This is a genomic window from Butyrivibrio sp. AE3009, assembly GCF_000420845.1.
Taxonomy (GTDB): Bacteria; Bacillota; Clostridia; order Lachnospirales; family Lachnospiraceae; genus Butyrivibrio.
This window is the reverse complement of the sequence record NZ_ATVS01000055.1, coordinates 1-13,061: the sequence shown is the minus strand read 5'-3', so window position 1 is coordinate 13,061 and position 13,061 is coordinate 1. Positions and strand designations below refer to the sequence as shown.

General features: G+C 44.7%; 14 protein-coding genes. 3 read left to right on the top strand and 11 right to left on the bottom strand.

What is annotated here, in order from left to right:
* Positions 1-215: 215 nt before the first annotated feature.
* The 3 genes from G588_RS0117115 to G588_RS0117105 all read right to left on the bottom strand — a co-directional run bounded on the left by G588_RS0117115 (position 216) and on the right by G588_RS0117105 (position 3,477).
* Positions 216-656, bottom strand: a complete 441-nt coding sequence (locus G588_RS0117115) for a GNAT family N-acetyltransferase (protein ID WP_022779921.1) — start codon at positions 654-656, stop codon at positions 216-218.
* Between the two features lie 402 nt (positions 657-1,058).
* Positions 1,059-2,327: a GntP family permease gene (locus tag G588_RS0117110; RefSeq protein WP_022779920.1), complete on the bottom strand. Its 1,269-nt coding sequence runs from the start codon at positions 2,325-2,327 to the stop codon at positions 1,059-1,061.
* Positions 2,320-3,477, bottom strand: a complete 1,158-nt coding sequence (locus G588_RS0117105; RefSeq protein WP_022779919.1) for a glycerate kinase family protein — start codon at positions 3,475-3,477, stop codon at positions 2,320-2,322. Before G588_RS0117105 ends, G588_RS0117110 begins: the two co-directional genes overlap by 8 nt.
* Before the next feature lie 180 nt (positions 3,478-3,657).
* On the opposite strand from G588_RS0117105, the gene G588_RS0117100 reads away from it, so the two are divergent.
* Positions 3,658-4,743 (top strand): CdaR family transcriptional regulator, encoded by a 1,086-nt coding sequence (locus G588_RS0117100; RefSeq protein ID WP_022779918.1) that lies wholly within the window; start codon positions 3,658-3,660, stop codon positions 4,741-4,743.
* 61 nt (positions 4,744-4,804) lie between these two features.
* Here the strand turns inward: G588_RS0117100 and G588_RS0117095 are convergent, their stop codons facing one another.
* A complete protein-coding gene (locus G588_RS0117095; RefSeq protein WP_155830828.1) occupies positions 4,805-5,017 on the bottom strand; it encodes a DUF5688 family protein in 213 nt (70 codons plus the stop codon).
* A 176-nt stretch (positions 5,018-5,193) separates the two neighbouring features.
* Between G588_RS0117095 and G588_RS0117090 the strand changes: the two genes are divergently transcribed.
* A complete protein-coding gene (locus G588_RS0117090; protein ID WP_022779916.1) occupies positions 5,194-6,150 on the top strand; it encodes a succinylglutamate desuccinylase/aspartoacylase family protein in 957 nt (318 codons plus the stop codon).
* A gap of 18 nt (positions 6,151-6,168) precedes the next feature.
* On the opposite strand, the gene G588_RS0117085 is transcribed toward G588_RS0117090, so the two are convergent.
* From G588_RS0117085 to G588_RS0117055, 7 genes are read right to left on the bottom strand one after another with little or no spacing between them, the layout of a single operon-like run.
* Positions 6,169-6,909, bottom strand: a complete 741-nt coding sequence (locus G588_RS0117085; protein ID WP_022779915.1) for a DUF4198 domain-containing protein — start codon at positions 6,907-6,909, stop codon at positions 6,169-6,171.
* Between the two features lie 20 nt (positions 6,910-6,929).
* Positions 6,930-7,691: a class I SAM-dependent methyltransferase gene (locus tag G588_RS0117080; RefSeq protein ID WP_022770373.1), complete on the bottom strand. Its 762-nt coding sequence runs from the start codon at positions 7,689-7,691 to the stop codon at positions 6,930-6,932.
* A gap of 38 nt (positions 7,692-7,729) precedes the next feature.
* Complete coding sequence (locus G588_RS0117075) at positions 7,730-8,470, bottom strand: ABC transporter ATP-binding protein (protein WP_022779914.1); 741 nt, start codon at positions 8,468-8,470, stop codon at positions 7,730-7,732.
* Position 8,471: 1 nt separating this feature from the next.
* Complete coding sequence (locus G588_RS0117070; protein ID WP_022779913.1) at positions 8,472-9,194, bottom strand: ATP-binding cassette domain-containing protein; 723 nt, start codon at positions 9,192-9,194, stop codon at positions 8,472-8,474.
* Positions 9,195-9,196: 2 nt separating this feature from the next.
* Positions 9,197-9,979 carry an ABC transporter permease gene (locus tag G588_RS0117065; RefSeq protein ID WP_242830391.1) on the bottom strand — a complete coding sequence of 261 codons (783 nt, stop codon included), beginning with the start codon at positions 9,977-9,979 and terminating at the stop codon, positions 9,197-9,199.
* 35 nt (positions 9,980-10,014) lie between these two features.
* Entirely contained in the window at positions 10,015-10,938 is a 924-nt protein-coding gene (locus G588_RS0117060; protein WP_022770368.1) for an ABC transporter permease, read from the bottom strand.
* Positions 10,931-12,541, bottom strand: a complete 1,611-nt coding sequence (locus G588_RS0117055) for an ABC transporter substrate-binding protein (RefSeq protein ID WP_022779911.1) — start codon at positions 12,539-12,541, stop codon at positions 10,931-10,933. Before G588_RS0117055 ends, G588_RS0117060 begins: the two co-directional genes overlap by 8 nt.
* Before the next feature lie 181 nt (positions 12,542-12,722).
* On the opposite strand from G588_RS0117055, the gene G588_RS20805 reads away from it, so the two are divergent.
* Positions 12,723-13,061, top strand: a 339-nt coding sequence (locus G588_RS20805; RefSeq protein WP_035788618.1) for a cation:proton antiporter, incomplete at its 3' end; no start/stop codon positions are given.

Genomic DNA, 13,061 nt, shown 5'->3' with positions numbered 1-13,061 from the left:
CCTCCAGTTTAGACACTCCTACAGTAATCCAATCTATTTCCAAGTGTACATGCCTCTTTTCTCAGGCACTCCTACAATAAACCATTGCTGTAACAAGTGTCTTTCTGTAAATGAGTTGTTCCAGCAAACACTCATACTATCACAAATCCACTCCACGAGTGTTTAACTGAAATTTTATTGGTGTCCCGATGTTCTTTTCAAGCCATCTCTGCGGATTACAGCTCTTTGGCGAATGATACGTGCCCTTCTAATTCGGTATAGCCGTTCTTTTTATAGAACTCATAAGCAGGAGCATGAGCTTCTGTCTGTAAAAAGATCTGCTTCAATCCAAGTTCTTTTATTGTCTTTTCTATTTCAGCCAAGAAAAAAGTACCCGCTCCAGCTCCTTGCCTGTCGGTTCTTATGCATAGTTCATCGATATAGTATTCTGTTCCAGTATACCAGTGCTTTATGTAGCCCAGCGACATACCGATGAGCTCATCACCATCATATAATCCATATGCAAGCGAATATCCCTGTCCCATCAGATCATCTATATAACAATCCAACTGATTATCATCAGACCAGTCATCGTTCCAGGGTTCGATTGTAAAAACACTTACAAACAACCTTTTTATTGCTTCCTTTTGCTCAATTCCTATTCGTTTAAGTTCCATCTGTCCACCTCAGCTTATCCGCTGTATAATCCCCACCACATCAACTCCGGGATGAGTCAGATACATTGCCTTGGATATTATTCTATCTATATCCTTTGGAAGCTTTGAGTCCTGTTCCGCGGTGGCGATAACTCTTTTCTGAAATTCAAACTCTCCCGGGCCTGATATCTCAAGGATTGCAAAAGAACTCTATTACTCCTCTTGCCCAAACATCTTTTTCAGACAACTTATGAATAATCATACCTTGTTTCAGACAAAAATAAAATAGCCCTGGAATTTCCAGAGCTATAGATATTATCCTAAAGTCACGAGAATTCTCTTGACAGAATTACTGATGTGGTCAATCAGCTCAGAAACCTATTGAATGTAAATCTGTAAGTATGAAGGATTATTCATGACCTGCTAGATTGCGGATGTCACCGCAAATATCAGCACTGCGACCACCGTACTTGTTAATCCTACCAAAGCTTCAAATATTATAAGCTTCATCCGCTCCGAAATGTTCATGTTTACTGCACCGCCTGTAGCATGGAAGAAGGAACCGTGGGGCAGAGAATCTATCACTGTTGCTCCGGCATGAATCATAGCGCCGGCAGACAGAGCATTTACGCCTTCGGCAGTAAGGATCGAAGAGAAGGTCTGGGCTGCAACTGTTGCTCCTGCCGTGGTTGAGGCTGTTGCTCCGGCCATCAGGATACCTGCAATTGGAGCAAGCAGGAAAGCCGGCATATTAAAGATGTTCAGAATATTCACAACATCCTGCTGAAGGGCAGAGGCTTTGATGATTCCTGCAATGGTTCCGGTTCCAAGTAGCAGGATGGAAACACCTGTTACCTTTCCGAGACCGAATTCTGCAAAGGATCCAAACTTTTTGATATTGCCTGTGGCAATGGTGCAGACAAGACCGCCGATTGGTAATGCGATCATAGGATCCACCGTAATATTTGCGATAGGCCTAAGCGCTAAAAGGATGATTACCACCAAAGGTCCCAGAATTGCTGTCAGGAATGAAGGCAGCTCCTTGGTTTCACCTTTTTCAAGATCGGATTCTAGCACCTTAAGCCCTTCTTTTTTTGAAAGAAGATTGGCAAGAATCACGGTTACGATTAGTGCGCAGATTGCCGGAATCGCATTTTTCATCATAAGAGATGTCAGATCCACACCAAAAGATTCTGAGACTGCGATGGTGTTGGGATTAGGAGAAATAATGTTTCCGGCCTTTCCTCCTCCGATCATGGCAAGAAGAAGGGACTGCTTGTTGTAACCGGCCTCCTTACCTATAGCCAGAGCGATAGGCGCTACTGTAATAACTGAGATATCCACAAACACACCAACAGCGCAGATTACCATTGTTGCAACGGCAACGGCGAGGAGGGCTTTTTTGGCGCCAAGCTTTCCGACGATTCCCTGAGCAATCTTTTCCGCCGCACCGGTTTTTATCAGAGCACCGGCAAGGATTCCGGAAGTCATGATGCGCAGCACCGAAGTGATCATACTGCCGGCACCTGTCATCATCGTGCTTACTGTTAACCCAAGATTTCCCGCAGATCCCACAATACCACCGACAAGGGCGCCGAGGATCAGACTGTAAGCGGGATGGAATTTTTTAATTATAAGTATAATGGCAATTGCCATACCAATGATTGCACCGATGGTTGAAAAATCATACATGACTTGTTCCTCCTATATTTATGAGCATAAGCCGCATTACCTGTTCCGCAGCAGCAGCCAGATTGTTTTTGGCATTTGTATTGTCCATGGCTTCATCGAGTGTAGTTACACCTCTTACAATGGGAAAGAATGCGTCGATACCGTTTCGGTTGCACTCCACAGCCTGCTCAGTCACTCCACCTGCAAAGGCGATCACGGGCTTGCCGTATTTTTTTGCCAGCTTTGCCACACCAACAGGTGCCTTACCCATGGCTGTCTGGAAATCCAGCATGCCTTCCCCGGTCACCACAAGATCGGAATCCTTGATATAATCCTCCAGCCTAGTCTCTTCAAGTACGATATTGATCCCGGACTGTAATTTTGCGTTTGTATAGGTTAAAAAAGCGAATCCAAGACCACCGGCTGCACCGGTGCCGGGATACTTCGGATCTGCCTGGGGATATTTTTCCCTTGAAGCCGCAGCATAATAGCCGAGCCATTTATCCATATCCATGATCATGGAAGGAGTTGCCCCCTTCTGAGGACCATACACCGCACTGCAGCCGTCGGTTCCGCAGAGCGGATTCGTAACATCACAGGCTACCATGAACTCGCAGTCATTAAGCTCCGGGATTACATAGGTATCGGTGATGGTCTCAAGCTCCTTAAGGCCCTTGGCACCGAAAGGAATCTGCCTTCCGGCCTTATCCAGAAATTCGTAACCCAGTGCCTGCAGCATGCCTACGCCACCGTCATTTGTGGCGCTTCCGCCTATCCCTACGATAAAACGCCTACATCCTTTATTGATCGCATCTTTTATGACTTCCCCGACACCATAGGTTGTCGCATTTAGAGGGTTTAATTCATTTCTTGCCACCAGAGTTATGCCTGCCGCGCCGCTCATTTCCACCACAGCGGTCATGGTATCACGTATAATTCCGTAAGCGCAGCTCACCGGACTTCCCAAAGGACCTGTCACAACAACCTCGTGTCGTTCTCCGTTCATTCCCTCGATCAGTGCTTCCACCGTTCCCTCACCCCCGTCGGCCAGCGGGCGGACAGCCACTTCCACAGTGCGGTTTGCTCTTTTAAAGCCCTCGGCTACTGCATAACCGGCTTCGATGGAGGACATGCTTCCTTTAAAAGAATCTATTGCTGTTACAACCTTCATGACGCTTTTCTCCTTTTTTCGATTAACTGTTCCAGTTCTGCTTCGTTATGAATGTATTATAGACAAAAACATTTCATTATGATATGTTACACATAATATTAAATATATATTATTTAGCAAATAAATTGTCATCTATGACATTAGCTATGATTACAGCATCTGCAATCCGGAGGTTTTACCATGATCACATCAATTTCCAGGAATCTGGCGCAGCAGATTGTCGACAATATCCATGCTGTCTGCGGTTATCATGTCAACTTCATCAATACCAATGGGATGATCTATGCCTCCAGCAACCCGGATCGTCTGAACACATACCATGACATCGGAAGGGAGTCGGCACGAACCGGAGAAACCATTGAAGTGGAATCGGATGAGCAATTCCCGGGAACTCATAAGGGAATCAATATTCCGGTGTTCCACCATATGCGTGTGATCGCAGTGGTCGGTATTTCCGGCGAACCCTCAGAAGTTCGACGTTTTGCCAAGCTGGCTGAACGAATCGCGAGCCTGCTCCTTCATGAACAGGAATTAAATGCTGTCCATCGTACATTAGATGAAAAGAAGCAGTACATGATCCGCTCACTGATCTACAGCGAATTTGAAAACATGGACTATCTGCGGGAATGCTTCAGGGAGTTTAATATTGTTTGGGAACAAACCTACCGAATGGTACAGATCGAAGTAAACAGCCGCTATAATCCCGTGAATATCTCCTTACTTGAGCAGCAGGTGGAGGCTCTGTTCAGCTCAATGAGAAATGGTATTTATGTCTATAACTATCCGAAACTATTTATCGGCTTGGTTGAAGCGGAAGAATTTGATAAAAAGGAGTATATGTTTATTCGTTTCGCCGAAGGGCATAGGGAGATTGTGAAGACAGCAATCGGGAAGGCTGTAGAAGTTTATAAATGTAATGAATCCTATCAAAGCGCAGAGCATGCACTGAAAACGATCAAAGATAAGGAGCTTTACTATGTCAATTTCGATACACTGACATTGGAAATACTCTTTTCCGGTATTTCAAAGCAGCAATTTAGGGAATTCTCTGACAAAGTGCTTTCCACACTTTCAGGGGAAGACAGGAAATTTCTTGAAATCTATTATGAAAAAGAAATGTCATTGGCCGCCACCGCAGATGAACTGTTTTTACATAAAAATACCGTACAGCAGCGACTTAACAGGATTAGCCAGAGTAGCGGACTAAATCCCAGAAAATTTAGGGAGGCGGTGCTCTTTTACCTGGCGCTTCGTGATCAGGGATAAAAAGTCTTATCTTCTATATTGTTATGACAGAAAAAAGGGAAACGGAATATGAGAACACTATTTATTGGGAACAGTCATACCTTTTACAATGATATGGCTGCCTTGTATATATCTTGTTTGTCACAAGAATCGAGCTCCTTCCCTCTGAAGATGAGTCAAGAACAATACGGTAAACAATCGCCATATCCTCCATGTTCCTATGAGGAACAGTCTCAAGGAGCTCTGCATTTCTTTCTGCAGAAACAACCTCCATGGCAAGTTTGCCTTTTGACACCGAATTCCTACAAAAAAACCTCAGCACTTAGCAAGCGTCCTAAGGCTGAGGTTCATTAGATATGGTACTGATGTTTATGGTTTTTTGTGTACGCGGGAGCTATGTAACCCCCCAGGGGGCTTGAAAGTCCCGGTCCTAACATGATAACCTTGGCTCTGAAGTGAGGTTTAAAAACTATGGAGAAAATAAATATAGCCGGACACGAACTTACCTCCGGCAAGACGATAAAAGATCATATACATGTCGGCGGAACTGAGATACACATTCCCCACATCATCATCTGCGGAGAAAAGCCGGGCAAAACCGTTCTTGTCACAGCCGGCATTCACAACGCAGAATATGTCGGCATTCAGGCAGCTATTGAGCTCTCTAATGAGATTTCTCCCAAAGACCTTTCAGGAAATCTTATCATCATCCCATTAGCCAACAGGTCAGGTTTTGAAAACAGAACCATGTCCCTTGTTTATGAGGATGGCAAGAATCTCAACAGAGTCTTCCCGGGAGACAAGGATGGTTCAGCCGCGGATCGCCTGGCTAGCCTTCTGTTTGATGTTTTTATCAAAAACGCTGATGCTTACATTGACCTGCATAGCGGAGACGGATACGAGACTCTTATCCCCTACGCATACTACGTGGGAGCTTCTCCTGCCAGCGATATTGCAAAAAAGATGGTAGACTGCGTCAACGCCTCCTACTGCGTAAAGAGTACCTGCACCACCGAAGGCGCCTACAACACTGCATCCATGGCCGGAATCCCCAGTGTTCTAATAGAGCGCGGTCAGTTAAGCCTGCTTCCAAAGGATGAGGTACAGGCAGACAAAGAGGATGTGCTGAACATTTTGAAATTCCTTGGTCTTATTGAAGGAGAGTACAAGACATATCCCAAGACAGAACTCAGAGAATTCAGCGATGATGCCCCATTCACCGGCTGCTGGTATCCGGAGAAAAAGGTGGGAGAGAAATTTTCAAAAGGTGATAAATTTGGTGAGATAAGGGATTACTTTGGAAGACCCCTTCACACAGCCATTGCCGATACTGACGGAGTTCTAATCCACCAGTGCTCATCTCTTAGCATAATCAAGAATGGTCCCATGGTGACCTACGGAGTAATACAAAAACAGGATGCATGTTAAACGCATCCTGTTTTTGTATTACCTTTTAACGTATGTGAATGTTGAAGCTATCTCTTTGCTGTCATAGATTCCGGGAATTCCTTCCGCCAGCGGAGTTCTTGTAACGGCCATATACACACCCTTTTTCTCCACTGAGAAGAATATCCTGCCTTTCTCATCTGTATTCAGAATTCTCTCAAAATACTCTTTTCCATCATAGAACACAACAACCACCGTGGATCCCTTAAGCGGGAATTTGTCGTGAATAAGCTTTAAATGAAGCACATCGGTGTCTGCTTCCCAGGGATCGGGAACGAAGCTTACTCTGGATTCATGGATAAATTCGGGAGTCCCCTTCTTATCCCCGACAGTTATGTTTGTCACATATATCTGAGGATAGTTTTTGGCATCAAGAATATCAGGATATGTCCTTCTGTCACCCTCGTAATACACGTCTTTTTCATCTCTTACATAATTGTTGTCATAGATACACATAAGGGTGTAAATACCCTCAGAAACAGGCGTAAAACGAAGCTCATAGTAGTCTCCCTGCTCATCGCCCGGGCCCTTTACCGGTGTTATTGCTATTCTGTTTCCTTTTTCATCTGTGGCAAAAGCTCTTATCTCATCAAGGCGAAAGAATCCGTCCGGTCTCATGTGATGTCCCCACCTCATTATTCCGCAGACTTCTTCCCCCGGCTCATATACACTCTTGTCAGTGATTATCCAGGCTTCGTGGCCATATACCATCATATCTGTAGTATCAATTCCTCTTCTCATCTCAAACTCCATTCATATTATTAGACTATTGCTTTCTGAGCCTTTACCAGAAACATCCTGTCAGGCATATAAAACTGGTCTTTCTCGCTATAGAGTCTATCTCCCGCTCCAAGATCAGTAACTATATTTTCATAACCGATTTTTTCAAGACAAGCCTTGTCCCACTCCGGTCTGTCCAAAGTGCTGATAGATAACATGTGGTAAATATCGTGGCACTCCTCTACCATGGCGTCGGTCACATTTTTGTGGGCAAGGTTCTGCATCTGATCATAGTGATGAAATCCCTTTGCATACTCCGCATCATACACAAGCAGCATTCCTCCCGGCTTTAACACTCTGTGCCACTCCATGTAGGCTTCCACCGGATGCGGAAGTGTCCATACAAGATTTCTATTTATCACCAGATCAAAAGAGCTATCGGCAAAATCCAGTTTCTCGGCGTCCATAACCATAAGGCGCGCCTTTGCTCCATGGCGCGAAAGCAGCTCTTTTCCCTTATCTATCATCTCAGGCGTAAGATCCACACCGGTCACGTCAAAATCAAAATCCGACAACACCATTTCGAAAAAGCCTGCTCCGCATCCAACATCCAGAACAGACAGCTTATCATCAGCTGAAAAGTGCCTTAAAAACTCCGCCTGCCACAGCTGTTTTTTCCTGCTGTGTATCTCCTCGTGTTTGTGCTCGCTAAAGCTCTCAGCTCTTTTGGACCAGTAGGTCACTACTTTATCTTTGATATCTTCAGCTTCCTCCTCAAAAGGAATCTGCATAAGTTTAGTCATATTACTACGTATACCCCAATTATCTTTCTAAAAGTTTGTTACTCAATAAGATTATCAAGCAGTTCTTTTGTGTACTCATGTTGCGGATTTCCAAGGACTCTGCCGGTCTCTCCCTCTTCCACGCACTCTCCGTTTTTCATTACCATTATCCTGTCGCACAGCATGCTCACCAGAGCAATGTCGTGGGAGACAAATATGATAGACACCCCTTCTTTTTCACGCAGCTGCTGCAAAAGAGCTACTACCTGGGCCTGAGTTGTAACATCCAGCGCACTTGTTGCCTCGTCGCACAAAAGAATACCGGCATCAGAACAAAGTGCCCTTGCAATTGACATTCGCTGGCACTGTCCTCCGGACATGTTGCCTGCCTTTTTCTCCAAAAGACTCTCATCAAGCCCGACAGCCTCAAGGATTCGTGACAGTTTTTCATGGCCACAGCCCTTTGCAGCTTCCACAACGGCTTTTTTCATCTTCATTCTTGGGTCAAAAGACATCTGGGCATCCTGAAATATCATCTGCAGAAAGGTTCCAGTAAAGGCCGGCGACTTACCTGTATACTCTGTTCCCTTATAATAAAGATTTCCACTATCAGGCTTTTCCAGGCAGCTGACATGACGAAGAAGAGTACTCTTTCCGCTTCCGCTCTCGCCTACGATTCCAAGAATCTCTCCATTTTTCAGGAAGAAACTCACATCCTTTAAAGCCTGTAATTTTTTACCTTTATCAACGTAGCTTTTATTTAGATTTTTTCCTTCTAAAATTATATCTGAATCCGGCATATCAGCTCACCTTCAGTCTTGGTACGGCCTTCAAGAGATTTTTTGTGTACTCGTTTTGTGGATTCTCCAGGATCTCTTTTGCAGGGCCATACTCAAGCATCCTGCCACTTTTCATGATTCCAATGTAATCAGCCATTTTAGATGCGATACCCAAATGGTGGGTAACCATCAAAATAGTAGTACCCTTTAGTTTGTTGATCTCAAGAAGCTGCTCCACAACCATCCCTGCAGTTTTAACATCCAGGGCGCTTGTAACTTCATCGCATAATAAAATTCCCGGCTCCAAGAGCATTGTTGTGGCAATGGCCATACGCTGGTTCATGCCTCCTGACAGCTCATAAGGCCTTGATGCAAGCGCTCTTTTAGCATCATTAAGTCCCAGGATTTGGAGTGTCTTCTCAACTTCATCTATTTTAAAGTCGATGTTATTGCTCTTTAGCGCCTCCATGATCTGTGCCTTGTAAGTCCTTATAGGATTAAAAGATCCGCCGGGATTCTGAGGCACAATGCCCAGTAAAATGTCTTTTTTGGTCATTATACTTCCGCATGTTTTGGTCACGCCTCCAAAGCCATGAATAGCCTTAAGAAGCGTGGATTTACCGCTTCCGCTCTCGCCGACGATGCAGACTCTTTTACCTTCTTCTACGTCAAAAGAGATATCATTTATAACACTCTCATCACCGTAGCCGGCAGAGAGATTGTATATCCTAAGTATTGTATCCATGCTTAATCCTCATCTCTATATTCCATGACGCAGTCCCCAAGATAGTTAAATACTATAATGGTGACTATGGTGGCAATTGCCGGATACAGCACAGCCCAAGGTGCTATCTGTATATATGCCCTGGACTCATTGATCATTGATCCCCACTCAGCAGTGGGTGGCACAACTCCAAGCCCCAAAAAAGACAGGCCCGAGATACCTATCATGGTGGTTCCTATCTGTGTAAGGGCATTCGTAAGAAGTGGTGCTATTATATTGGGAAGTATGTGGGCCATCATTATAGCCGGCCCACTCTTTCCCGCCAATTTCGCAGCCTGCACGTAGGGGCAATTCTTTATGGCAAAAGTATGACTCCGTGCAAGTCTGGCAAACCCGGTCCACATAGTTATCCCCAGCGCAATCATGGCACTTGAAAGTCCTCCTCCAAGAATGCCCGCAACCGCGATGGCTACTACCATCTGAGGAAATGCCAGCATAATGTCGGCAATCCTCATCATAATTTCATCCAATATTCCGCCATAATATCCGCTAAGGATTCCAATAATGCTTCCCAGGATAAAAGAAATCGCAACCAGTATAAATGTAGCTGCTATAGTTGTCCTTGCTCCGTATAAAACTCTTGAAAACACGCATCTTCCCAGGTTATCTGTTCCAAACAGAAATTCCCCGGACGGAGCTGACCTTATGGCTGATGCGCTTGTTGCATATGGATCATTAGGTGCAATAACACTTGCGAAAAGAGCTATAAGCACCAAAAGCAGTGCAACACCTGCAGATATTATCACTTTTATTCTGTTAATCTTTTTCCGTTTATGGTTCATTAAAAAGACCTCGGATCCAAAAGCCTGTAGGTAATATCAACTATCAGATTTATAACAACATAGATTGTTCCCATAATAAGCACAAAGCCCATGATCACAGGGTAGTCCCTGGCTGTTATGGAATCCATCACAAGTTTGCCGATACCCGGCCATCTGAAAATATTCTCAATAACAACGCTGCCTCCCATCAGGGTTCCGATCTGAAGGCCGATTATTGTAAGTATGTGTCCAAGGCTGTTTCTAAGGACATTGTTGATAAGAATAAATCTGCCCTTTACCTTTCTGGACTTCATTCCCACAACATACTCTTCCCCAAGCTGATCCAGGAGTTCGCTCCTTATCTGCCTTGTAAACCTGCCTGCCATGGGTATTGCCAGAGAAAGTGCAGGGAGCATAAGTCCTTTGATGCTTCCATCTGCAATTACGGGAAAGACCTTGATATGTATGCAAAACAGATACATCAAAAGTACTGATATCAGGAAATTCGGAAGAGAATTACCTATAAATGAAAAGAGCCTGACAATATGGTCTACCAATTTTCCTTTTTTGACCGCTGACCATATTCCCAGTGGAAAAGAGATTATAAGCGCCAAAAGCAGACTGGTTAAAGCCAGTCCACATGTGTTCTTAAGCCCTTTTATCAGTTTTGGCGCGACCGGAAGATCATCCTTAAAGGAAACGCCAAAATCTCCTCTGAGAACATTCGAAAGCCACTCCGCGTACCTAACGATAAAGGGGCGGAGGAGGCCAAGCCTCTCCCGCTCCGCTTGCAGTATTTCTTTTGTGACCACCACACCCTGGGAGGTGAGTCTCTTTTCCGCAGGGTCACCGGGAGCCAGATACATTATGCCAAACACAAGAAAGCTCAGCACCAAAAGTATCAGGGCAAGTCCCAGGATCCTTTTAAGTATTTGTTTAGCCATTAATGTCAGTCTCTGCGTCTACTCCATAGAAATCGAAAGGAACATACTCAGCAAATCCGCTTACACCCTTGCGAAGAACTGTAGTGTTATTGAAAAGTCCAACATATCCGAATGCATTGTCATCTATAGCAATCTGAACAATCTTGTTGGCAAGCTCTGCTCTCTTTGCAGTATCTGTCTCAGTTCTGAGCTGCTCAATCATGCTCTGGCATTCAGCACTCTCAAATCCACCTACATTGTAGTAAGCTCCGTCTGCAAGAGTTGAGTCGATGAAGTAAAGAGGATCACCTGACTTATCAGCGATCATGCAGTAAAGAGCAAGATCAAAGTCAGCGTTTGCAATGTAAGTAGCATCAGGATCTTCCTCAACTCTAAGTGTTGAATCAATACCAATAGCCTTAAGCTGCTCCTGGATCAGGATTGCAAGAGTATCAAGAGATCTTGCTGCATAGTATGCAATGCTGATGCTGAGCTTATTACCATCCTTCTCGTAGATGCCGTCAGCTCCAAGTGTATAACCATCGGCCTCCAAAAGCTCTTTTGCCTTGGCTGTATCTACTGCAGGAACACTTACCTTGCCATAAGCAGCTGATGCCACAAATGGTCCGACTGCTGCAGATACTGTACCTGAAAGGTACTCTGCAATCTTGTCCTTATCAACAGTGAGGTTGATTGCTTCCCTCACAGAATCATCAAGTGTATTCTCATTGAGAATGTAGAACTGGAGACGTGCACCGGGAATTGAAACTACATCGTACAGATCAGGGCTCTGGTTATAAACCTCAAGAGCTGCTGATGAAACACTGTTGTAGCAGTCGATTTCGCCGCTCTGCATAGCAAGGAGCTTGGGATCATCCTCCTGCATGTAGTAGAATACAGCGCCGTCAAGCTTAACATCTCCGCCCCAGTAGTTTTCGTTCTTAGTTACTGTCACGTCACCCTCAGGGATAAACTCTGTAACAACAAACGGTCCTGTGCACACAGGTGCGTTGTCAAAATCTGTTGTTGCATCAAGATCGATCATTCCGCACTCAGGGCTTGCAAGGTCGTTCTTAAGAGTAGGGTAAACTTCCTTAGTATCGATAACGATTGTCTTGTCATCTGTAGCAGTCATCTCAAAATCGCCGAGATAAGCAAATCTGCTGTTCTCTGCAGCAAGACGCTGAAGGTTTCTGATTACCATATCAGCTGTAAGAGGGTTTCCGTTTGAGAACTGAACTCCATCATTAAGTGTAACAGTCCATGTGCTGCCATCTGCAACTGCGTCCTTAGCAAGGCATGGAACAGCACTCATGGTCTCGTCGAGCTTAAACAGTGCCTCTGAAACTCCATAAATTGATGTGTACCATCCATAGTATTCCTTGTGTACATCAAGACTTGGATAAGCAAAAGAAGCTGCAGTGTGAAGAATCTTCTCACCTGTAGCTGCAGACTGACTTTCGTCAGTTGTCTGATCCTCAGATGTTGCTGCCTGTGTATCAGCAGGTGTCTGCGTTTCTGTTGTCTGTGTGTCTGTTGTCTGTGTGTCTGCACCTGAACCACAAGCTACCATTGATAATGCCATGGTTGCAGCAAGTAGTGCCGCTAAAAACTTTTTCTTCATAATATAGTATCCTCCATTGTGCCTGAATTACCTCACACAATGGAAAGGATAGCATTGTGAAATCCGCTCCACAAGCCCCCTGGGGGGTTATTACTACGTTGGTTATAGTTTTTTAACTTGATTTTGAGACGAAAAAGCATCATACTCATTTCTTAGCGTTATTAACAAGGAAGGTATATATATGGATACAATTCAGATACTCAGAGATCTTTTTATCATAATCGTCATGGCAAAGTTATTCGGACTGATAGCCAGAAGACTTCATGCGCCACAGGTTGCCGGTGAGATCATCGCAGGTCTTCTCATAGGTCCAACACTGCTTAATCTTGTTAATCCCAGTGATTTCCTGTCGGGCATGGCCGAAATCGGTGTGATTCTTCTGATGTTCAGCGCCGGACTGGAAACAGATATCGACAAACTCAAAAAATCCGGCCTGAAGGCAACAATCCTTGCATGCACAGGTGTTGGAGTTCCGCTTGTTCTTGGAACGCTCCTGTACATGGCCTTCTATGGCTTTGCA